Genomic DNA, 24,120 nt, shown 5'->3' with positions numbered 1-24,120 from the left:
GTGCGCATTGTTGAGGCGATATTGCCAGTGGGCGTACCGGTCTCACCAAAGCAGGGTGTCACTCGCACGACAGTTGTCGAGCGTCTAAGCGGCTCCCAGTAGGACGTGTTCGATTTTCTCCAACAGTTTCAAGGGATGGACCGGCTTGGAGAGAAAATCGAAGTCGCGCGCGGGCTCATCGCTATTTCCAATTTGCGGAAGCGTCATAAAGTGACCGGAGATAACGAGCACCTTGCAGCGGGGGCGGAGCTCCTGCATTCGGTTGGCTAATTCAATCCCGTTCATCTCCGGCATCGCCATATCGGTGACAAGCAAGTCCGGCGATTCACCCGCGGCTGCATCGAGTGCCGCTGCCGGCTCACTGAACGAACGTGTCTCATACCCGGCGTTGCGCAAAATGATGCCGACAGTCTGGGCGATGATCGATTCGTCGTCTACAACGAAAATGGTTTGGTCTTTCGGCGCGCTTGACAAGTTTCTAACCTCAATAGCAGCGGGGAACACCAGGGTGTTCGAATCGGGAAAGAGTTGTTCGACGATGCTGTAGTCAGCTTTGCACGGAAAAAGAAATTCTGGACCAGAATGGTCCATTTATCCCATTACGAAGCGCTCGAGATTGGCGCTACGAGTCATAGGCTGATGTGTTACCAACTGGTCACGTCCGTCAGACAGCGACTGTATCCAAAGATCTTGCAGACTGGCACGCTTCGGGACCTGAACGTGATCCACAGCTGGAGGGCAGCGGGGGCGACGATAATGTGAAGTTGTGACGCCGCACATGGAGGATTGGAAATGGCGAGGGCAGAGAAAAAAATTGTAATCAACGTAAAGCCGCTGACCAGCCTGAAGGCCTGGAAAGATCTAAAGGCGCACGCACGCGAAGCGGCAAAGTGGAATTTGCGCACGCTTTTTGCAGACGATCCAAAGCGCGGCGAACGTTTTACGGCAGAGGCGGTCGGGCTCTTCCTCGATTACTCCAAGAACCGTGTCACGGATGAAACCTTGAAGATACTGTTCGCCCTCGCGGAGGAGTCGAAACTGCGCGAACGCACACATGCGATGTTCAGCGGGCAGAAGATCAATATCACTGAGAAGCGTGCGGTGCTGCATGTGGCGTTGCGTGCGCCCAAAGGTGCGTCCATTGTGGTGGACGGCGAAAACGTGGTGCCGAAGGTGCACGAGGTGCTGGATCGGATGTCTGCGTTTTCTGATCGGGTGCGGAGCGGCGAATGGAAGGGCCACACCGGCAAACGCATCAAGAACGTGGTCAATATTGGCATCGGCGGATCCGACCTCGGCCCGGTGATGGCGTATGAAGCGCTGAAACATTACAGCGACCGCGCGCTGACTTTCCGGTTTGTTTCGAATGTGGACAGCACAGACTTTGCGGAGGCGGTGCAGGATCTGGATGCGGCGGAGACGCTTTTTATTGTCTCGTCGAAAACCTTCACGACACTCGAGACCATGACCAATGCGCACACCGCGCGGTCTTGGCTGCTCGAAAGACTTGGCGGCGATGAGTCATCGATTGCAAGGCACTTCGTGGCGGTTTCGACCAACGCCGGCGAAGTGACAAAGTTCGGCATCGACACCGCGAACATGTTCGGGTTCTGGGACTGGGTTGGCGGCCGCTATTCCATGGACTCAGCGATTGGCTTGTCGACAATGCTAGCGATCGGGCCGGATGGTTTCCGCGCGATGCTCGATGGATTCCACCAGATGGACGAGCACTTCCGCACTGCGCCGCTTGAAAAGAATCTCCCGGTCCTGCTGGCGCTGCTTTCTGTCTGGTATACAGACTTCTTCGATGCACAGACCATCGCCATCCTTCCCTATGAGCAGTATCTGAAGCGCTTCCCGGCCTACCTGCAGCAGCTCACCATGGAAAGCAACGGCAAACACGTCACTCTCAAGGGCAAGGAAGTCCGCTACAACACCAGCCCCATCTATTGGGGCGAGCCCGGAACAAACGGGCAGCATTCCTTCTATCAATTAATCCATCAGGGAACGCGGCTGATCCCATGCGACTTTATCGGGTTTTACAAAACGCTGAATCCGCTGGGAGCTCATCACGACATTTTGCTGGCCAATGTCTTCGCGCAAGCTGAGGCGCTGGCTTTCGGCAAGACTGCAGAGCAGGTGAACGCCGAGGGCACGCCGGACTGGCTGGTTCCGCATCGCGTGTTTGAAGGCAACCGCCCGTCGAATACGATCCTTGCGGAGGAACTGACGCCTGCGGTTCTGGGTAAGCTGATTGCGCTCTACGAGCACTGCGTCTTTACGCAGGGAGTGGTCTGGCAGATCAACTCGTTCGACCAGTGGGGTGTTGAACTCGGCAAAGCGCTCGCGCAGAAGATCATTCCTGAACTGGAGAGTGCGTCAGAGCCGCAACTCGCGCATGACAGCTCGACGAATCATCTGATCGGGCTCTATCGGAAGCACAAGAAGTAGTTGTCGCTGTCGAGCCGGTTCCAATCTACATTGGAGCCGGTTTCGATCACCACGCTAGGGTGACGGTGATGGTCTTCCAACCTTCGCCGGGTGGGAAGTTGATTTGAAGTGTGCTGGCGAACGGTGGAGCGTTCACGGGATCACCAATTCCAAGCGATGTGAGAAGCGCGCCGGGTTTGCCGCTTTCGGCGTGGTTCGAAAGCCCACCTGACACTTGCAAACCTGGCGTTTTCCCATCGCGCTGAGACACGAGGAAATTTGCAGAGGATCCAGCCGGGCCCTCAACTTGAAGTGCGACGCTTCTTGAGTTCCACTCTTCATGGACGACGCGCGCGATCGAAGTGCCGGCGCCGGCAGTGGCGAGTCGATCATCCAGGAAAGTAACTCGAACTGGACTCAACGGAAAATCAAAAGCTGAACGACGAATTGGGTCCGGCCTGGCATTGTGCGAATCGGTATGTACTTTCCAACCATTCACGCCGGATTGTTCAAGGAACATGATGAGGGTCTCGCCTTCTTTGGTGAAAGAAAGGCCGAGGGTTCCGCCGGGCACCTGGATGTTTTTCACTTCAGCCTTGGGCCAGTTGGCCGGCAAATGCGGATTGACGGTGATGGTTTTAGTCTGCGCGTCGATTTCGATTCCGAAGAGCCCGCGTAGCGTCGGTGTAATCACCATGGCCGACGACCAGAGTTGGTGGCTGGTGCTGCGGCCGAAGGGCACAAAGAAGTCGCCTGATAACAATTCCGTCACAGCGCCAAGATCCTGCGCGTTGGTCAAGTTCGCGTTCTCCATCAGTAGTTGATAGCCGGCAAGAGGCTGGTTGGCGCGGTACTCCGCGAGCGCGGCCCAGCCGGTGAAGAGCGGCCACACCGAGCCCTGGTGATAGCTCATGCCGTCGTAGATTTTTTCGTCGTTGGCTACATCGCGCAGTCCCCAGTCGGTATTGAGCGCATGACCCGCGAACTGCTCAAGGCACGTGCCTGTCTGTGTAGGAATCGATGATGCGCCGGCAAGGCCCTTGCCGCTCCACCAAGCGAGCGAGGGATAAACGGTGCTCGTGCGATCGAGAGAGCCGTCGGCGTTGCGGTTGAAGGCGTAGCAGGATTTTTCCTTGTCGTAAAACTGTGTTTCGATCGTCTTGGCGATGGCTTCAGCGCGGCTGCGCGCGGCTGTCGACTTTTGGGAGTCGTGCAGCATGTCTTCGAGCTGGGCCATTGCGCCGGATGCCTGCTGATCGAGAAAAGCGAGATACACCTCCTGGTGCGGCATGCCGCCGGGCCAGCTTTCTACCCAGCCGGTGCCTTGCGTGTTTGCATAAATCCCGTTCGCATCGGCGTGGCTGGTTTCAAACTCCCATGCCTTTTCGATTGCGTCTCGGTGCGCGGCCAGGAAAGCCGTGTCACCACTGGAGCGTACGTAGTCGGTCACAGCAAGCAGGAAGAGTGGAGTGGCGTCGGCAGCAGCGTACATGTATGGGAACGAACGCCAGTCGATGGCGGCCGCAGTCTGCGAGTACTCGTGCATGATCTTGCCATCGTCGCGCTGGCGCTTGATCAGAAACTCAAGCTCCGACTTCGAAAGTGAGAAGTCCCCGTAACCATTCACGGCGAAGAGCGTGTAGAGCGCGTCGCGGCCGAAGAACCAGCCGAAGCCGGGGCGTGCAGAATCGCCGGAAGCGTAATAGCCGGCAACGAGCGCCGTTTCGTCCGTTGGGATGGAATGCGCATCGACAGGATGAGCCCTGAGTTGCTCGATGGAAACTACGGCCCATTGAAAGGCTTCGTTCAGGGCTTTGTCTGGTGTGGAGATAGAGGTAGAGTCGGCCAGCAGCTTCTTGTAGCCGTCGGCGTGGGCCGCGTAGAGATCAGCGATCGACGCATTCAGCTTGGCCAGAGTCAAACCCAGGGCATCATTTGTGGCGGATGCCTTATTCATTCCTGCGGCCATCAGGAGCGGAAAAAGTCGTCCGTGATCGCGGGAAGGATCAATGTGTAGATGGAATTCGACTGGGTGAACCTGCGGACGTTCCTGATAAGGAGCGATGATCCCCGGTTGCGCGCCTGGAATCGTAATGGCGCCTGCGAGGTCGGGATAGTCGGCGTGGAGAACATAATAGCCGTGGTTTGGCAGCGGCGTACCAGAGATCGATCCGGAGGGACCCGGCTCCTTGGCTTTGGGAGCGGCGTTCGGTCCTGCAACCCACTCAACGCCCGGCACACCTTCATTGCGTTCCGGCCACATCCAGCGGAGTTCCGGCGTGAAGCGGAAGATGAACTCGGTCGGATGAACGCAGTCGAATTCGAACAGGACAACGGGCCCGGTACCTTCCGGCGCATCATTGGGCGAGAACATGATCTGGCGCACCGTAAACCCAATGTGGCTGTATGTAATGACGGTGCGATCTGGACGGACTTCGATCTCTGCGGCCTGCTGATTCACATCGATCGGAACAGTGTAGCCTTCGATGTCCGCCTCGATGGTGAGGTGCGAAAGCAGCTTAACCGGCAGAACCCAGGTTTCGAAGGTGCCGTTCTGCTGTCCAAGGATCACGCCGCGTTCTCCGGCAACCGTGAAGGGCTTCTCGGTTTCAGAGTGGGCGCGGATGACGGGGGCTGCGCTGTCAAAGGGAATGGTTGGGATGGAGCTGAAAGTTGGTAAAGCGCCTTGCGAGCGAACGGCGGCGGGAAAAGAAAATAGCAGGATCAGGCCGGCTTGAGTGGCCAGAGAAATAAATCTGGTAGAGCAGACCATCGTTGCGTCCTTTACGTGTCAGCGCAACAAGTCTAGAACATCCCCGTTCCCTCATGGAGTGAATATGTTGCGCAAGAAAAGAGGCGGCCCTTTCGGGCCGCCTCTTCAGTGCAGAGAACCAAGTTAGAACTGGAAGCGAATAAAGAGACGCGCGTGGCGGTGACCGTTGACGACTGGGTCGGCGGACTCAAAGGTGTTGGTGCCGTTGTCGCCTGTGTACGCATCGGTTGGAATTCCACTGATGAGGGTGGAGTTTTCCAGGTAGCCGTTGGTGTCGACCTGTCCGTGGTTAAACACGTTGAAGAGTTCGCCGCGGAAATCCATGGTGAGCTTTTCGTGGATTTTGAATGAGCGTTGAACGTTCATATCCCACTGCTGGTATCCGGGTCCAATGTAAGAATTGCGGCCGATCGGATTGGTCGGATGAGAGCCGTAGGGGCCGACAATCCAGTGCACCTGATCTGGCGAAACCACTTCGCAAGGGTTGTTGGTGTACCAGAAGCTTGGTCCCGAGCACAGGGTTCCTTGTGAAACGCCATAGAACCAAGAATCGTCGAAGGCATAGGTATTCACGGGCGCATGCTTGTTTCCGAGCATCGGGCGATCATTGCTGATGCCGTCTCCGTCGCCGTCATAACCGACTTCAACGTTGTGTGTGGTACCGGACTGGAACTGCGTGATACCGGCCAGGGCCCAGTGATTGACGACGTTGCCGACGACCTTCATCGCGCCTTCGGTGTGCCACACAGAGGGAGTCCATATATAAGCCAGCACGAGACGCTGACGGTGGTCGTACTCTGAGGGACCCCAATCGGTGGTTCCGCGCGGTGTTGGATAACGGCTGAACTGGTAAGAGGATTCATTCGCAGTCGTGAAGATTTCGGATCCGTCGTCGAATGCGCGTCCCAGCGTGTAGGAGGCACGGAAGAGGAACTGGTGGTTGAATTTGTGATCGAGTTCTGACCAGAGGCCTGTGTACTCCGAGTCGTCCGAGTTGTCGCGAATCACGATCGAACCACGAGTCGGGATGACGCGCGCAGCGGAGAGGGTGTCGTTGACATAGGGGTTGAGGTTTGTGTTGCCATAAAGGTGTTCGCCGCGCTCGCCAACATAGCCAACCTGGATGGTTGTCGCCCAGGGCAGTTCCTGCTCGACATTGAGGTTCCAGTGCAACGTGCGAGGCGAAAGCAGGTGATCAACGATTGGCTCAGCAGTGTTTGTCGGCTTGGGGGTCTGGTTCAGATTGGCAAACTGCTCATACCAGGAGCCGGTGCCACGGTGACCGTTGGCGGTGGCGCTGCTGGTGATGACCGGCGACGCCGCGTTGGGTGCTGTGGCCTGGATGTTGTCGATGATGTTGGTAAAGACCACATCATAGAAGACTCCGAAGCCGGAGCGAATGACGGTCTTGTTCTGGCCAAAGAGAGTCGGGCTCCACGCAATGCCGGCGCGAGGTCCCCATTGGTTGCCGTCGGCGATTTGCTTGGTTTTGCAGCTGGCACCGGGTGTCAACGGGAAGCATGCCGGATTGGTGACATCGATGCCGGGGTACGGCGTGCCTGTCGCGTTGAATGGGGCGCCGTTGTATTCATACCGGAAGCCAAGATCCAGGCTTAGCGTCGGGATCGGGCGGTAGGTGTCCTGCACGAAGTAGTTCTGGCTGAAGAGCCTGGGCTGGGCAATCGGGCTGCCGAAGTTCTGCGTCACTGTGGTGTTTGGTCCGCCGAAGTCGTCGATGAGGTTGGCGAGGCCGGTATATTTCACAGACTGTGTTCCTACGCCGCCGGGACCAGGGACTGTGGTTGAACTGGTGTCGTTGGTGAAGCCGATTGCGCCATAGAAATTGAAGGGAATTTGATCCTTGACGCGAGTGTCGGCAATGTCTTCACCGACCTTGATGAAGTGCTTACCGTGCGTCCAGCTGATGGTGTCCTGCAGTTGGTAAGTGTTGTGGAAGCGGCCCTGGGGAATGTTGCCCGGGATGCCGTAGCCGGTCATATTTGAAACGCTGACGGCCGGCTGGTTGTATAGCGGGTTGGCCAAGGTGCTGCCGGGCAGGCCGAAGGAGAATCCAATTCGGCTATAGGACAAACGCGCTTCGTTGACAACGTGAGGATTGAACACATGCGACTCGACGAGTCCGGTGTTATATGAAGTGCCGTCCTGATCGGAGTCGAAACCCGGCAACTGACCGGTGAAGTTGAACACGTCGTACGGAGCGGTGAAGCGGGTGCGGATGAAGCGAAGGTTCAACGTGTCCTTATCGCTCATGATGTAATCGCCCTTGAGATCGATCTCAGGAGCGTTGTCGTCCGCGCCGAGGTTGCGCTCGACGGTGCCCATTTCCACGGTGCCGCGGTCGACGCCTGTGACTGGGTCAGGACCAAGGGCGATTGCGGGAGGTGTGATCTTAGTACCGCCATTGGTGCCGACCAGGCCGCCATAGGCCTTGATCAGGTTGGCAACGCGAGTGTTTGAAGAATAGTTGCCGAGCGTGGCGAAACCAGCCGCCGTTGGTACGGTGAGTTGCGCGAGATTCGCGGTTGAACGATAGAAATCCCACTGATACGAAGCAAAGCCAAAGAGCTTGTTGTGAATGATGGGACCGCCGACACGGAAGCCGGGCTGGTTCTCACGGTATTTGTTGACCGTCGTGATGCCGTTGAGAATTTCGTTTTTGTCGACGGTGTCCAGCGAGGAGTTCTGGAGGCGCTCGTAGACCGCGCCATGCCAGTCGTTCGTGCCGCTCTTGTAGATCAGGTTCGATACGGATCCCGCTCCGTGACCATATTCGGCGGTGTACGCGTTCTCGATGATTACGACTTCCTTGACAGCTTCGTCGTTGCCGGGCTGAAGACCCTGGCCCTGAATTCCGGCGTCATTGTTGTCTTGACCTTCAATGAGGAAGTTGTTGGCGCGGGGGCGGCCACCGCCTACGTTGAAGTCAACACCATTTGAGAAGCCGCCGACCTGCGTATTCATGACGCCCGGCAGGGTAAGAGCGAGTTCGTATGGGTTCAGGCTGGCAATCGGAAGGCTGCTGATTTCCTGCTCGCTGATGGTGCCAGCGATCTGACCGTTGTCAGTGTTCAAGACGGCGTTATCAGCGGAGACTTCGACCTTGTCAGAGGCCGAACCCACTTTCAGCACCAAACTGGCAGAAACGATAGCCGTGCCCGGAACGATAAGTCCCTTGTTCACCGTGGTCTCAAAGCCGGAGGCAGAGGCAGACACGTTGTAGGTGCCGGGTAGGACAGCCTCAATGCGGTAGGTTCCCTCCTGGTTCGTCACAGTCGTGCGGACGGCTCCAGTGTCGACCGAGGTGATCGTAACGGTTGCACCCACGATCGAGGCTCCGAGACTGTCGGTGATCGCGCCAATTACAGTACCGTTTGAGGTTTGCGCGCCGGCTACAGCGACGCCGGCCCAGAGAGCTAGAAATACGGCCAGAATCCGTTTGGATAGTGTCACGGTGGTTTTCTCCGATTGGTTGTTCGAATGCAAGGAAGCAGATCTCCTCGAGGGAGGTCTGAAATCATTTTTTCGGGGACATCGCCCACTTGGTTGCATTTTTAGTTCCAATGGGGGCGATCAGGCCATTATTTATATATATGGCTAATTATCAAAGATTTAGAAGACGCGAGATAAGACCGCAATAGTGCCCAAAGCCCCTGTTTTCCACCTATTTTGAGATATCGATAGGCCAATATTCAGAAATATATATTTTCCGCCTTCGGTGCAGAGTGACTGAGCGGGAGTCGTGACTGGAAGGGTCTTATTCTATATATGGAAGGAATGGACGGGGACCTACCGTTTCATGTAGCTCCGGTTCCATCTGCTTTCAGCCAGCCGATTCCGCGAGCTTTGGGACCACCATGAATTCCAACGCCCGAATAAGGTAACTCTTGAGTTGGTGGCGATGGACGACCGCATCCAGAAAGCCCTTTTCAAGTAGGAATTCAGAGCGCTGAAACCCCTCAGGAAGCTTCTGACGGATGGTCTGCTCAATGACACGCGGCCCCGCAAAGCCAATCAAGGCGCCGGGCTCGGCGATGTTGAGGTCGCCAAGCATAGCGAAACTCGCGGTCACGCCACCGGTCGTCGGATCGGTGAGCACGCAGATATAAGGAACGCGCGCATCGTCAAGCTGCGCCAGCGCGGTGGAGATTTTCGCCATCTGCATCAGGCTGGCGACGCCTTCCATCATGCGCGCTCCGCCCGACGCGGCAACTACGATCAGCGGTTTCTTGTCGAGGCGTGCGCGGTCAACGGCTCGCGCAATCGTTTCGCCGACTACCGCACCCATCGATCCGCCGATGAATCCATACTCCATGGCGCTGACAACGACAGCGTGCGAACCGATCTGGCCCACAGCATTCACGATTGCGTCGTTGAGGCCAGTGTCCTGTTGTGCCTTGCGAAGACGTTGCTTGTATGGCTTGATGTCGGTGAAGTTCAGCGGATCGGTTGAGCAAAGTCCGCCATCGACCACTTCGTAGCCCGGTTCCAGCAACAGGTCCAACCGCTGCTTCGCGCCAATTTTGAAGTGGTACTGGCACTTGGGGCAGACGTTCATGTTGGCTTCAAGGTCAGCCTTCCAGATGGTCTGCCGGCAGCCCGGACACTTGACCCACAGCCCTTCGGTGCGGACACTCTTCTCCGCATCACCGTCGTTGCCGCCGGGACCGTCAAACTCGCCGTTCTCGCGCTTAAACCAGGACATAAGCCTCAGTCATTATAGCGACCCGGAGAGCATTTCGAGTTTGGGAGCTCGTGGTGCAGAGTTCGCGGTCGGAACCGGAACAAAAATGAGAAATGAACCGACCTTCAACGTGCTTTGCGGCGCTACCAGGTGTAGTGAACCGAATAGCTGAGCGTCACCTCTCCCTTCGCCGGGACTTTAACCGGGAATTCAATGGTGTGGCTATCGCGCTTGTTGAACTTGGTGGATTTATCCGTGATCTGCCAGTTCTCGCCACGGTACATGTGCTCGATCACGCTTACGTTGACGGGTTGCATTTTCTGGTTGGTAATCTTGATCTCAAAAGTTTCATCGAGCATGCGCTTGTTGTATTCCACGTGAAAGTCGGTTTGCCGGCGTGAGCCCTCCACGTCAAAGGCGCTTCCGGTCGGCACTCTTACCGTCTCCTCGGCAGGTGTATGGCCGATGAGATTCTCGCCCACAAATTCCACTTGTCCGTCCGCATCGCGGCGATAGAGCCGAACGCGACCTGCCGGCAGCGGCATGCCGAGATGATTCGACTCTGAGTTCTTGATTTCTTCAACGATCAGAACCTTGGTGTTCTCACCACCGAGACCGTAAGCCTGATTCTGATTGACGTTTCCTGCATAGATCGGCTGTACCTGCTCGGCGAGACCGTCGTAGATATAGTTGCGACGCATGCTTACATTCGCAGCATCGACAAACTGCACCTGCTTCGTTTCTCCGTCGCGCAGAGAAACCGTGCGATTGAGATCATAGAGGTGGAAGTCGTCGAAGGCTTTCTGAGTAACCCCGGGCTGCATGGCATCGAGCGCTTTGGCCTCCATGCGCAGTTGTGCCATTGCGTTGTATCCCGATTGCGGCTGGATCTTCGCGACGTCGCCGGCCATCAGCTTGATTCTTGCCTGCGGGAATTCTGTCCCTGACTGATTGTGAATGGTCACCCATCCGAGCAGGTCAGCCTTTTCATCTCCCGTTACGTCAGTGGTGTCAGGAGCAACTACGTTATAGGTTGCGTCCCAGCTCAGGCCGCCGGTGATGTAGGCGAGTTCCGCATTGAAGTGATCGGCAGAACTCGAGTCGATCTGCCAGCGCAAAGTTGGCTTCAGCAACATGCCATCGGTCGTCGCAGGGAAGAGCGGCGTTCCGGGAAGCTGAAACTGCATCTTACCGTCGATCTCAATCAGAGGCTGTGCGGTCTGGCCGCTCAACATCTGGCCGTCGAAGGTGTACTCCTGCTGGCGATAGAAGCCGGCACGAATAATTTTGCCTTGTACAATCTTGAGACCCTGCGGCGTCGAGATCTGAAAATCGATTGTCTTTCCTTCGTACTTCTGCAGCAGCCACTCCTGGCTCACGATCGCGGAGTCGTAGTTCTGTTCGACGACATGTACCACGCGCTTGCCTGAAGGATCGCGGATAACGACAGAGTCGGGCTCAAGACGGCTGGTGACGCTGTCCGTCGTGATCTCGTTAACACCTGCGTGTAGATCGAGATTCAGAAAGGTGCGCGCGACCGCGAAATCCTGATTGTAGATGGTGAGTGCCACCGGTGGCGTTTGCTGCGATTGCGCAAACGCTGCAATAAAAAGCGCAGTTAGAAAAGTCGAGGTCTTCCGCAAGTCTTTCCTCCTGGAACTGGCCTTGGAACGCATGGGAAAGGAAAACTTGCAGTCTCAATTTAGAACAATGCCGAAAAGATCAGAACTCGATGCCGCGCTGCGCCAGGATGCCTTTCTGGTAGGCATGTTTCACTTCGCGCATCTCGGTTACAGTGTCGGCGATTTCGACAAGAGAAGGATGCGCATTGCGTCCGGTCAGAATTACATGCACCATCTCCGGCCGGTTGCGAAGCGTCTCGACGACCACCGCCGGATCGAGCATGCCATAGCCGATGGCGTAGTTGATCTCGTCGAGCACCACCATGTCCCATTCGCCTGACATGATGGCTTCTCGTGCTTCATCCCACGCAGCCTGCACCATGCGGACATCTTCAGGGTCTGTCTCCGCGCCGCCGACTTTAACGAAGCCGCGTCCCATCTGCTTGAGCACGAAATTCTGCCCGAAGGCCTGCGTTGAATCGAGTTCGCCGTAGTGCCACGATCCCTTGAGGAACTGCAGCATCAATACGCGCATGCCATTGCCAACCGCGCGCAGGGCCGTGCCCATGGCAGCGGTGGTCTTGCCCTTGCCCGGGCCCGTGTTGATAAGGATAAGTCCGCGTCGGGAAGATTCTTCGGTGGTCACATTTCCCTCCAGGCACGCACGGCGGCCTGTTCAAATTGAAACTGAAGTCAAGATGGATCGGTTGGATGGCTAATTCTTAGTGGCCGGAGTGATAGGGATGGCCTGTAAGAATTGTAAATGCGCGATAGACCTGTTCCGCGATCACAACGCGCGCAAGTGCATGAGCCAGGGTAAAAGGACCGAGCGAAAGCAGCAGCGTCGCTCTTTTTTTGTCGGTCTCTGACCAGCCGTCTGCGGGGCCGATGGCGAATACGATCTGTTGAGCTCCATTGTCCCGCTGGCGGCCAAGCCATGCAGCAAAATCCTCTGAGCTCATCTGTCGTCCTCGACTATCTAAAAGCACAATAATTGCGGGAGTGCGCCGCTGCTGTTTGTCGAGCCAAACAAAGAACGCTTCCACGTTCCTGAATGATTCAGCCTGACACTGCGCGTGTCCGGAGCAACGTTCGATGTACATCGAAGTTGCGACGTCAAAGGGATCCTTCGTGGAAGGTCGCGTTCCGACATGCGCCAGCACGATCTGCATGCAGCGAAGATACATGATTCGAGTCATCGAATTGGGTCCGAATAATTCGACAGATAAAACGTTTTGTGAAATACCGCGAAGTCGCGCTACAGCTTCTCATATTCAGATGTGATTTAGGTCACCGGCTCGGCTGTATTAGTCCTTTAGATTGCGAATTGAGACGTTCTTGCGTGTTTGGCACGCCGGTTGCACTAAAGACACCTAAGAACCCTGTTTACCTTGGGATGGTTTTGGTCACTTCTTTGCGGAAGTGGCGAAGACAAACCTTTATGTTCTTGTTGTTTTTTTGAGCCTTTTTATTCACTGTTAACCGCGGAACGGACCTAACCCTCCCCAGCTAGACCCGAGACGCCGAGCGCGATAAGCGGATCGGGAACTGTCTCTGCATGAAGTCTCCCCGATCCGGAGTCGATCTGGAGGATTTCAATGCGATTCTTACGATTGCTGCATGCTGCTGCTTTGACCGTGAGTCTGCTAGGCCTCACCGCCTACGTTGCCTGCATCGGGACCCCTGTAGCCCAGGCGCAAGCCGATCTCGGTTCGTGCTCAGGTGTTGTCACTGACGCGTCAGGCGCCGTGATTCCCAACGCTGAAGTCAAGCTAACAAACATCGCCACAGGTGCGGTAAGAGTGTCCGCGACCAATAGTAAGGGCGAATACTCCGTGAACCAACTCTTGCCTGCCACTTATTCTGTGAGCTTCAGCTCGCCAGGATTCACCCCGGCGTCGCACAACCTGCAGATCACGGTGGGATCCTCCAACACCATCAACGTCAAATTGGCTGTGGCGGGTGGCAGTACACAAATTACCGTTGCTGCCGATGACTTTGCGGGCGTGCACCTCGAGAAACCTGAAGTGGCTGCAGTAATTCAGACTGACCAGATTCTCAGCCTGCCGACGCTTGATCGCAACCCTTACAGCTTGGTTGCTTTCTCCGGAAACCTTTCCTCAGATCCAACGGCGACCGCGCGTGGCGTCGGATTCAATATCTCAGGATCTCGAAATACATCCGTTGACATCCTTTTGGACGGCGTTGAGAACACCGATTTGTATGCTGTGGGCATCGGCCAGACCGTGCCGATGGATGCCACCTCAGAGATTCGCATCGTCACTTCGAACTCCGGCGCAGAGTATGGCCGCGGATCAGGCGCCGTGAATGTGTCCACTAAGTCGGGCACCAACGGTCTGCACGGCTCAGCTTACGAATTCAATCGCGTTTCGACTCTCGCTTCGGATGGTTACAACAACAACTACCTTCATGCCGTAGATCCGACTACACCTGCCAAGCCCCGTTATACGCACAACCAGTTCGGCTACTCGATCGGCGGCCCAATCAAGAAAGACAAGATCTTCTTTTTCTCGTCAACTGAATGGACCCGCATCCGCAGTGCTCAGAACATCATCACTACGGTTCCAACGACAGATCTAATCGGGATGTCTGCCTCCAACATGCAGGACTTTTTTGCTGCGTACGGCACGCTGGCACATCCCATCAACGGCACAGAATTGACAGGAGCACAGGTCCAGGGCAGCCTATGGGGCTCAGACATTAATTACATCGGTTTGACGCAAGCAGGACTACCCACCAACACCAAGTTGTCTGGTGGCTGCGCCGATGCGAAGATTTCCAATACCGCAATTTGCACAAAGAATCTCTTCGGTCAATCTATCTATCAGATTCCGGCCGATTCGGGCGGCGGCACTCCTGTTAACCAGTGGATCAGCTTCAATCGCGCCGACTGGACCATTAATCAGACCTCCTCGATGTTTGTCCGTTACATTCAGGAGAGCCTGGTCAACCCTAGTGGGTCGGTGAACAACAGCCCCTATAAGGGCTATGACACCGCCAACACGCAGTTCAACCACGGGTTGGAGGTGGCTTACAGTAAAGCCATCACCCCGACGCTTGCATCGGCTACGAAACTTCTTGGTTCGCGATACAACAACGCACAACCCCTCGGAACGCAGCCTGTCAGCCCCACGCTCTACGTTAACGGCGGTTCGCCAGTTACGTTAAACGGCGGCTACATCAACTTCCCAGGTTATTCACAGACATCTCCAGGAAACGCTCTCCCATTTGGTGGACCCCAGAACTTCATTGAAATCGGTGAGGATCTGGCTTGGAGCAAGGGCAAGCACCAGTTCACATTCGGCGGCACCTTCCTGTACATCAAGGACAACCGCACCTTCGGAGCTTATGAAGAAGCCGTCGACGGACTGATCAATGCGAGTTCTGGCGCAACAAATGCACTCAAGAACTTCGTGAGCGGTGGTCTCGGGCTATTGCAGGTTGCCGTCAATCCCAATGGCGCCTATCCCTGCTACAGGAATGCGCAAGGCACCTACCAGGAAACCTCGGCCTGCGACGTGACACTACCAGTTTCCTCGCCTAACTTCTCGCGTTCGAACCGGTACCAGGACGGTGCCGCATACGCCAGTGATTCATGGAAAGTCGATCCTAAGCTTACCGTGAACGTCGGTGTGCGTTGGGAGCTCTATGGACCCCAGCACTCACAGAAACCCGGCTATGACGCGAATTTCTTCTTTGGCGCAGGCGGCACACCGTGGGACCAGATCCGCAATGGACAGGTTCTCACCCGCAATACCGCTCCTAATGGACGTCTTTGGAATCTGAATACCAAACAGTTCGCACCAAAGCTTGGCTTTGCATACGACCCATTCGGTACCGGCAAGACCAGCTTCCGTGGCGGCTTCGGCATGAACTACGAGCGCAACTTTAACAACGTCACTTTTAACGTAATTCAGAATCCTCCGAACTACGGTGTGGTGTCGTTCACAACCGCTGACAACGGCGGCGTTCCGATTCCCGTCAGCACTAACAACTTCGCTCAATTCGGCACCGGAACCGGAAAAAAGCTACTACCTAACGTGACTTTGCGCGCAGTCGATCCAAAAATCAAACCCGCCTACGCGGAAAACTGGAGTCTCTCGATCGAGCATCAGTTCGCCGACACTACCGCCAGCCTCTCCTACGTGGGGACGCGCGGTATCCACAACTACTCAATCTCCAACGTGAACAGATCCTTCGACGGTGCCGTTTACGAAGGTGATCAGATCGTGAACACTCTTGATCTGAACAGCCCAATTTATGGCACTGCCGCAAACCTGTACAGTTCGACGGGCAATCGCACGAACTACCAATATGGCAGCGTCAACTTCCGCGGTGCGGACGGAGACAGCTACTACCATGGTTTGACCGCTGAACTTCGCACTGCGAACCTCATGCATACGGGACTGAATGTTCGCGCCGACTACACGTTCTCGCACGCCATCGATAACGATAGCTCGACCTTCAACGACAGCGGTAACGAAGGCGGCGGCGGACTCGTGCTTGGCTATACCGATCCTTGGAACCACGCTTTGGATCGCGGCACCTCGGACTTCAACCAGAAACATCGCGTGTCGTCTGCAATCGTATGGAATGTTCCATTCGGGAAGAGCCTCACTGGCGTCGCCAAGACCCTAGGTCAGAATTGGACAGTGTCCACGACCTTTGACGCTCAGACCGGTACCCCTTTTAGCATGTTCGATTGCGGGTATGCCATCACGGTTTGCCCGCGCACCAGTTTCGTGACGGCGCCTCGACGGAAGGGTTCGAACCTGACTGATATCAGTTCGAGTGTTGGCCCCAACACCTACTCGTATATTCATCTGCCTGACTACGGCGACGCATACAACGAGCAAGTCAATCCCGTTGCCAATGCCTACTATGAGTCAATTTACGATCCGGCTTATGGGGCTCCTGCGGGAACAATGTGGGCTGGTAGCGATGTCCCGGTTTGTTCAGGCATCCATGGCGTAGGCTGCCATCTGGTCGAAGGCATGGACGGTCGCAACATGTTCACGGGGCCCGGTTCATGGCACGAGAACCTCGGTGTCGTAAAGGACTTCAAGGTTCACGAGCGTTATGACCTTCAGTTGAAGGGCGAATTCATCAACATTTTCAACCACGCAAATACTTTCCTAAATCTGGGCGGCTCGAACGACGTTTCTAGCTACACAGATGTTTTGGCTTACAAGTCCGGCAACCGCAATACTGAACTCTCTCTTCACATCGCGTTCTGAGTTCGGCGTCGCAACTTAAATTGAAATGGTCGCGGAATTAACCGCGGCCATTTCTTTTTGGTCTATGGAGTTAGAAATTGACACCAACTCGAATCCATTCGTGTCCAATCGAAGGGGAATCGGAGCTCCAGCCCCTCGCCCTAGACTGAGGTCTAACTCTAAGTAAATATGTGACTTCGTCGTGCATTCAATATACCGACAACTCGGTCTCTCGACTTGATAATCCCGAAACCTGAATTATGAACAGGTTTTCTCCAATTATTTGTAGAGGTTAACTTGCGACGCTCTCAATGAGGTCTACTCCTTAGTCCTTTTACTTCAATCAATTATTGCCGATAGCGGCGACAACTTTCCAAATGGCATTCTTCGTGCATAGTTAGTCCTGAACGTCTGTCCCTGCACTTCCCCGCACGCCTTGGGACAAAGCAAGACCTAAATTTAAGAGTTTGAGCGTGGTTTTAAATTGACCCCGCGAAGTGTTCCCCGTGCCTAAAATCACGGCCGGGGACTAGCGAACACATGTGTGCATCGCTTTGAGGGCTCCGCTTTTGAGCCTTCGATTGCAATGGAATTTGGAGGAGCAGTATGCGTTTTAAGAAGTTCAGAAATGCAACCCTGGCACTGAGTCTGCTGACAGTCGCCGGATTTGTGGCTAACGTTGCAGCGCCCACCGCGAGCGCTCAATCAAACATTTCCGGGGACATTGCCGGCACCGTTTTGGATTCTTCGGGTGCGGCATTGCCCAATGCGCAAATCACCGTCACAAGCCAGGACAAGAATGTCCGAAACGCTGCGACCTCTGACTCGTCCGGAAACTTCCGCGTCGCACTGTTGCCACCGGGTAGATACAAGGTCAGTGTTACCGCGAACGGATTCAGCACCACTACAGCGGATGCGACCGTTTCCGCCGGTGTCATCACGACTCTGTCGGTGAAGCTTACGGTTGGCCAGGCGGCCACTACGGTTGAAGTGAGCGCCGGTGCAGGAGAGGTTCTACACACCGATGACGCGCAAATGTCCACCAGCTTTGACCTGCAGCAGATTCAAACTCTGCCGAATCCAGGCAACGATCTTACGTTCGTAGCGCAAACTACACCTGGCGCAGTAATGAACACGCAAGGCGGCTATGGCAACTTCTCCGTGAACGGATTGCCCGGTACCTCGAACACATTCACAGTTAACGGCGGCTACGAGGGCGATCCTTACCTGAATTTGAACAACTCCGGCGCGACAAACTTGCTCCTAGGCAACAACGATGTGGACACAGTAACCGTGATCACCAACAGTTATGACGCTGCGTTCGGCGGACTCGGTGGCGCGCAGGTGAATGAGATTTCGCGATCGGGTGGCAACCGGTGGCATGGGAATGCGACCTACTGGTGGAATGGCCGCGTGATGAATGCCAACAGCTACTTCAACAAGCAGCTCGGTTCGCCCCGAAATTTCGACAACGCCAATCAGTGGGCGGCGGCTATCGGCGGGCCCCTGAAGAAAGATAAGATCTTCGGTTTTATCGACACGGAAGGCATCCGCGTCATCATTCCAGTTCGCGCCAAAGCGTATGGACCGAGCCCTGCATTCCAGTCGGCAATTCTCGGCGGGGCAGGCACAGCGGATCCGACGCTGGCGCCTTACGGTAATCTCGCTGACAACGGAAATGCTGCCGAAGCTCCGGTGTATCAGTCAATTTTCAGTTACTACAACAACGCCAAGAACTGGAGCTCCGGCTCGCAGGATCCGAACGATCCCCGTACCTGGATCTGGAACGGGCAGACCACAAACTTCGGGCGTGAATGGCTCATCAACGATCGCGTGGATTTCAACCTCGGCCCGAATGACCATCTCTTCGTCCACTCCAAGGTCGATCACGGTGTCCAGCCGACGCAAACCAGCTTCCTCACCCCACTCTTCGATGCTGAAAGTCCGCAACCTTCTTATGAAGGGCAGTTAAACGAGACGCACACGTTCACGCCTTATCTAACCAACCAGTTTCTTTTTGCGGCGAGCTACTATCGAGCCATCTTCACGAATACCAATGCAACGACCCTGGCCGCGTCCAACCTGCCTTTTGTTCTGGTACCGGAGGGATTTGCGTCGGGCGGTGACTGGGATGTGAATCTGAACGCAAGCTCCTGGATCGGCGGTGCCGATTACGCATTTCCGCAAGGCCGCAATGTGACGGGCTACCAGTTCAACGATGATCTGAGCCTGAGTCGGGGAAAGCATACGTTCAAGCTCGGCTTCACCATGCGCCGCGACGATATCACCGATTACACCTCAAGTGAGCACAACATCAACTTCGCCGGCGGCGAGAACTACATTCTGGACGAAGGTGATTTTGCAGCTGGTTATTCAGATGAGTGGGCGGAGCGCTTCCCGCAGCACCTGTCGGAACCAGTAGCTCTCTACGTAATGGGTGCGTATGCGCAGGATCAGTGGAAGCCAACGTCAAACTTGACCCTGACGCTGGGCCTTCGCGCAGAGCATAATTCGAATCCGCTGTGCCGTACCAACTGCGTGTCGAACTTCTCGCAGGATTTCAGCAATCTCCCAACAAGCGCTGCCACTCCGTACAACCAGTTGATTACGACCGGCAGAGATCGCGCATTCTTCAAGCAGCAGAATATTGCTCTTGAACCGCGCTTTGGCTTCTCCTTCCTCCCCGGCGGAGCCGACTCGAAAACTACAATTCGCGGCGGTTTCGGAATGTTCGCAGACTACTTCCCAGCGCAAATCATGGGCGATCTGCTGGCAAACCTTCCCAACGTTGATCGCTTCACTGTTCTGGGAGCGGCGTATGGCAACAACATTACGCTCGATCCGAGTATGAGCACGAGCGGACACGCGGCTGCGGTAACTTCGAATTCTGCGCTGCAGAGCCTTTTTTCGCAGGGTGCATGTTACTCAGGTTGCGGACCCGCTCTCAGCCTCAAGACGGTAACGGGAGGAGTTTTCTCGCGCCCCACCGTTACAGCGGTCGCGCACGACGTCAAGCTTCCAACCTATGAAGAGTGGAGCCTTGCAGTCGAGCGTGAGATTGTCAAGAACACGGTAATGTCGCTGAATTACATCGGGAACCGCAGCTACCATCAGCCAGTTTCGTACATGCCAAACGCCTACGACGGGCAGACCGATCCGACCATGCCTGGATACAACGCCAGCCTGCCCTCCTCGCGGCCAAATGCGGCATTGGGTTCGGTCACACAGTATTACAGTGGATCGTACTCCAACTACCACGGCCTGATTGCTACGTTGACCAGCAAGCTCAGCTGGCTCACCACACAATTCAACTATGCCTACGGCCATGCCCTCGACACTTCTTCAAACGGTGGCTTTGACTCATTCGGTGTCAACGGAGTTGGGCAGATTAATCCCAATAGCCTCGTCCAGAATTATGGGAACGCCGACTACGACACTCGTCACTACATCAGCGCCAACTACTCGATTACGGTTCCTCACTACGGTGGGCCGCGGGCTTTGGTCGACAACTGGGAAATTGCAGGCGCAGTATTCCACAACTCCGGCTATCCATTTTCGGTAACGGATAACACCGGCGACGTGGTCTACGGCAATGCTCCTCTCGCAAAGCAGATCGACAACAACTTCAACCACCACTGCGGTGGAGGCGCGCATACTCTGAATCCGTGCGCGTTCGCCTCGCACTTTACAAATTCAACTGACTATGGACAACAGCGCCGGAATCAGCTGTACGGACCGAACTACACCGATGCCGACATGGACGTGTCAAAGGGTTTCAAGGTCCCCGGCATGGAACAGGGCAAACTCAAGGTTGGCGTGCAGTTCTTCAATCTCTTCAACCATCCGAACTTCCAGATTCCGGATTCCGACGTGAACGACTCGACGCTCGGAGTGATTTACACCACGGCGAACACGCCTACTTCGATTTTGGGCGCGTTCCTCGGTGGCGATGCATCTCCGCGCCTCATCCAGTTCAAGGGCACGTTCACGTTCTAACTTGAATGCCAGATACAAAGGGCGCCCGTGATGGGCGCCCTTCCTTTTTTTACCAGTGAATTCTAGAACCTGTTAGTGTTTGACGCGAGGCTTTTTTACCGGCTTCGTGGAAGCTTTCTTCTTCACTGAGGCAGGTTTTGTTGCCGATGTCTTCTTGGGCTTTGGCGTGGGTACTTTTTTCTTGGGCTTACTGTCCGCCTTATCTCGGGCTGCTCGCGTCTTCGCGGATAATGCTTCCTTGAGTTCCGTGTCGAATTCGGCCGGCGTCAGCGGTCGAGCCGATTTCCGAAGGCGTTCAATATCGTAAAAGGCGCGTCGCTCGGTAAGGAACACGTGCGCAACGAAGTCGACATAGTCCAGGAGAATCCAGTCGCCCCGGCGTCGCCCCTCCACGGAATGTGGCATCACGCCGAAATCTTTCTTCAGGCGGTACTCAATTTCGTCGGCAATGGCGATAGCTTGACGGTCGTTGGTGGCTGAGGTAATAAGAAAAAAGTCAGACAGCCCGGAATCGATCGGGTCGAGTTCGAGGATGCGGGTGTCTTCGCCTTTCTTGTCTTCACAGGCCGCGGCTGCGGCTTGTACGAGAATGCGGGTTTGTTCGTGCGCCTGGCTTGTGCTCATTGCAGCGGAATTGGTCTCCTCGCTCATCGTAGTCTCTCACCCCGGCAGCGGCAAGCCGAGAGGAGCGCGCAGTGAAGGCTTACGGTAATCATTGGACTATAAAGTGTGAAGCGAAGCAGTGCAAAACGAATCCAGAAAAGCGATATCAGTGGTAGAGGCTATGTTCCGCGATATATTCGCAGACCGCATCCGGCAGCAGGTCATGACCTGCGCAAAGGCGATCAAGAGCTGCATTCGCTTGAGTTCTTATATCTGATGCGCTGATTTCGATTTCGAGACCAGGCAGAAGATAGAACGGCGTGGCTGCTCCGGCGGTGTTGCGGAGAGTGAAAACTTGCAGCGGTATTTCCGACGCGTCTTCAGTTGCCGTTGCATCTTCCGTGATTATCATTCCGTCAGGCAGAATCGCGGCCATATCCGCAAGTCGTTGTCCGGGGCGCGAAGCCACGATCAGTGGGGCGACAAAAGGAATCTCTGCGCCTCGGTACCAGTGGCCAAGCCCAACGAGGGAGTCCGCACCCATCAACATAAAGAGAGTTGCCGAAGGATATTGTTCCCGCAGCCGCATCAGCGTCTCGATGGTGTAGTTCGGCGTGCCGCTGGAATTAGGCGCATCGGCAAGGGAAATCGAAAACTGTGGAAACCCTCTAATTGCCAGCTGCGTCATCTCGACGCGATCTTCAAAGCTCGCTGTTGAGCCAAGCGGCTTCAGTGGTTGAATGCCCACCGGCGCAAACAGGACGGTATCCAATTGCAAAGCGGTCTGTGCCGCGAGCGCGACGCCAATGTGCCCCAGATGAGGAGGGTCGAAGCTGCCCCCAAAGAAAGCGATGCGCTGTCTCCGATCGGCTGGCTGACGCATGGGTTCATGGTACGGCATCCCACAGACGACCGGTATTTGACTTGTTGGCAGATCCGCGGCTCTGGAGGTCCGTATCCAACCAAGTCCATTGATTTCGCTGACCCTCCAATCAGAAATTCAGAACCCCGATTCTCTGCTAGCATCATTCTCAACATGCGATATGTGATTGCGGTTCTTGCCCTGGCCGGGGCCGTCGTCTCGGGCCTTGCGCTTCAGATTCACTACACGGCTGGCACTACTCCCTGCTCTATTAATGAGAAATGGGACTGCGGTGTTGTGAACCACAGCTCCTACTCCATGATTGAAGGCGTGCCGGTCGCACTCATCGGGATCCTCGGTTTTCTCGCACTTGTTTGGCTGGGGTTGGCGCGACAACGGGCAGTGCTCTCGCTCGCTGCAGCAGTAGGTCTTGCATTTGCCCTTTACCTGGCTCATATCGAGCGCGATGTCCTGAATGTGTGGTGCCTCTACTGCGTCATTTCGCTCGGAATTATCGCGCTCATCACTTTCCTCAGTCCCGTGTGGCTCATCATCGATGCGAACCAGCGAAGGCGTAGACGCTGGTAAAATTGAGCTGAGCACATGTTCAGGGAAAAGTACGCGCGCTGGATGTACGACTGGGAAACCCGTCTCACCACCCGTGATGAAAATCGTGTTGTCAGGCCGCTTGAGTGGGGCTTCGAATTCATTGAGCCTTTTCTGGCGGCACATGGATTCGGCGCAGCAATCCCAACTCCAGAAGCTCTGCGTGATCCTGCCGCCTCTGAAGCCGCGATGGCGCGCATCAATCAGCTTCTTATCAGAAATAGCGACGTCTTCTTCGGCTACGACAAGCCGACAGACTTCCGCCTCGAGGAGCGTCACCCCGAACTGTTCCCGACAAATGTCAGACCCGAGACTCTGGCCAAGGCTGCCGAGATCAAACGCCTTGCGGCTGAGGGCAAAACATCACCCGCGCAATTTCTGCGGTTCACATCACCGGAACGCACGGGTTATCCCGACAATGATCTGGTCAACGCCCGCTGGTATCCCGCGCCCGAACACAAAGACCCGAAACGGCCAAAGCAAGCAATCGTAGTGATGCCGCAGTGGAACGCGGATGCATTCAGCCACAATTCTCTGTGCGCCATATTCAACCGCATGGGTATCTCCGCACTGCGTCTGTCCAAGCCGTATCACGACATCCGGCGCCCCGTGGAATTGGAGCGCTCCGACTACGCGGTCAGCGCCAACATCGGCCGGACGCTCTCCGCGTGCCGTCAGGCCGTGGTCGACATCCGCTGTTGCATCGACTGGCTTGAAGATCAGGGCTACGAGCATTTCGGCGTACTGGGCACAAGCCTCGGCTCCTGCTATGGATTTCTAGCGAGCGCCCACGATCCCCGCATTCGTGTGAATGCTTTCAATCATGCATCTACGGCATTTGGAGACGTGGTGTGGGCTGGACAGAGCACGCGCCATGTGAAGCAAGCTCTGGACGACGTAGGTATGACGCAAGATCGAGTGCGCGAGTTGTGGTCAGCCATCAGTCCAATCAGCTATTACGATCGCATCGCCAGTGCGAAAGCAGGCGGCCCCGACAAGAGGGTACTGCTGATCTACGCCAACTACGACCTGACCTTTCCTCTCCCATACTCGCTGCAGGTTGTTGAAGCATTTCAACGAATCGGCCTCAACTTCGAGAAGCGCGTGCTGCCTTGCGGCCACTACACCACAGGCGAAACGCCGTTCCAGTACATCGACGGCTGGTACATGGGCTCTTTCGTTTATCGCGCTTTCAAATCACTTCGGCGGGAAAAGGCATCCCGTCCAGCCGCTGCGCCAGCATCCGTGCCAGAAGCGGAAGAGGATCTAGTGTCGCGATAGGTCAGCAC

General features: G+C 55.6%; 14 protein-coding genes. 5 read left to right on the top strand and 9 right to left on the bottom strand.

All coding sequences use genetic code 11. The features are described 5' to 3' along the window. Positions 1-84: 84 nt before the first annotated feature. The gene (locus P8935_RS03200) at positions 85-591 is read right to left on the bottom strand and encodes a response regulator (protein ID WP_348263570.1); all 507 of its coding nucleotides are present in this window, start codon (positions 589-591) and stop codon (positions 85-87) included. Positions 592-792: 201 nt separating this feature from the next. Between P8935_RS03200 and pgi the strand changes: the two genes are divergently transcribed. Continuing rightward, positions 793-2,451, top strand: coding sequence for a glucose-6-phosphate isomerase (gene pgi, locus P8935_RS03195; protein ID WP_348263569.1), 1,659 nt, complete (start codon positions 793-795; stop codon positions 2,449-2,451). 46 nt (positions 2,452-2,497) lie between these two features. Here pgi and P8935_RS03190 read toward each other — a convergent pair whose 3' ends face one another. From P8935_RS03190 to P8935_RS03165, 6 genes are all read right to left on the bottom strand, one after another. Then, complete coding sequence (locus tag P8935_RS03190; protein WP_348263568.1) at positions 2,498-5,203, bottom strand: hypothetical protein; 2,706 nt, start codon at positions 5,201-5,203, stop codon at positions 2,498-2,500. Positions 5,204-5,326: 123 nt separating this feature from the next. Continuing rightward, a complete protein-coding gene (locus P8935_RS03185; RefSeq protein ID WP_348263567.1) occupies positions 5,327-8,674 on the bottom strand; it encodes a carboxypeptidase regulatory-like domain-containing protein in 3,348 nt (1,115 codons plus the stop codon). Between the two features lie 370 nt (positions 8,675-9,044). Then, a complete protein-coding gene (accD, locus tag P8935_RS03180) occupies positions 9,045-9,926 on the bottom strand; it encodes an acetyl-CoA carboxylase, carboxyltransferase subunit beta (protein WP_348263566.1) in 882 nt (293 codons plus the stop codon). 122 nt (positions 9,927-10,048) lie between these two features. After that, entirely contained in the window at positions 10,049-11,548 is a 1,500-nt protein-coding gene (locus P8935_RS03175; protein WP_348263565.1) for a hypothetical protein, read from the bottom strand. 79 nt (positions 11,549-11,627) lie between these two features. Then, entirely contained in the window at positions 11,628-12,173 is a 546-nt protein-coding gene (gene cobO / locus P8935_RS03170) for a cob(I)yrinic acid a,c-diamide adenosyltransferase (protein ID WP_348263564.1), read from the bottom strand. A gap of 76 nt (positions 12,174-12,249) precedes the next feature. After that, entirely contained in the window at positions 12,250-12,714 is a 465-nt protein-coding gene (locus P8935_RS03165; protein WP_348263563.1) for a 23S rRNA (pseudouridine(1915)-N(3))-methyltransferase RlmH, read from the bottom strand. Positions 12,715-13,125: 411 nt separating this feature from the next. Between P8935_RS03165 and P8935_RS03160 the strand changes: the two genes are divergently transcribed. Both P8935_RS03160 and P8935_RS03155 read left to right on the top strand, forming a co-directional pair. Continuing rightward, the gene (locus P8935_RS03160; protein ID WP_348263562.1) at positions 13,126-16,785 is read left to right on the top strand and encodes a carboxypeptidase regulatory-like domain-containing protein; all 3,660 of its coding nucleotides are present in this window, start codon (positions 13,126-13,128) and stop codon (positions 16,783-16,785) included. Between the two features lie 585 nt (positions 16,786-17,370). After that, positions 17,371-20,760, top strand: a complete 3,390-nt coding sequence (locus tag P8935_RS03155; RefSeq protein ID WP_348263561.1) for a carboxypeptidase regulatory-like domain-containing protein — start codon at positions 17,371-17,373, stop codon at positions 20,758-20,760. Between the two features lie 72 nt (positions 20,761-20,832). Here the strand turns inward: P8935_RS03155 and rsfS are convergent, their stop codons facing one another. Then, a complete protein-coding gene (gene rsfS, locus P8935_RS03150; RefSeq protein ID WP_348263560.1) occupies positions 20,833-21,411 on the bottom strand; it encodes a ribosome silencing factor in 579 nt (192 codons plus the stop codon). 118 nt (positions 21,412-21,529) lie between these two features. After that, entirely contained in the window at positions 21,530-22,246 is a 717-nt protein-coding gene (gene nadD, locus P8935_RS03145; RefSeq protein WP_348263559.1) for a nicotinate (nicotinamide) nucleotide adenylyltransferase, read from the bottom strand. Positions 22,247-22,399: 153 nt separating this feature from the next. Between nadD and P8935_RS03140 the strand changes: the two genes are divergently transcribed. Together P8935_RS03140 and P8935_RS03135 are read left to right on the top strand one after the other, a co-directional pair. Beyond that, positions 22,400-22,813, top strand: a complete 414-nt coding sequence (locus P8935_RS03140; protein WP_348263558.1) for a vitamin K epoxide reductase family protein — start codon at positions 22,400-22,402, stop codon at positions 22,811-22,813. A gap of 15 nt (positions 22,814-22,828) precedes the next feature. Next, positions 22,829-24,112: an abhydrolase domain-containing 18 gene (locus P8935_RS03135; RefSeq protein WP_348263557.1), complete on the top strand. Its 1,284-nt coding sequence runs from the start codon at positions 22,829-22,831 to the stop codon at positions 24,110-24,112. Positions 24,113-24,120 lie beyond the last annotated feature (8 nt).

Origin of the sequence: Telmatobacter sp. DSM 110680 (assembly GCF_039994875.1) — a bacterium.
In the GTDB taxonomy this organism is placed as follows: Bacteria; Acidobacteriota; Terriglobia; order Terriglobales; family Acidobacteriaceae; genus Telmatobacter.
Note: the sequence above shows the minus strand (reverse complement) of the source record. Positions and strands in the feature narration are given on the sequence as shown.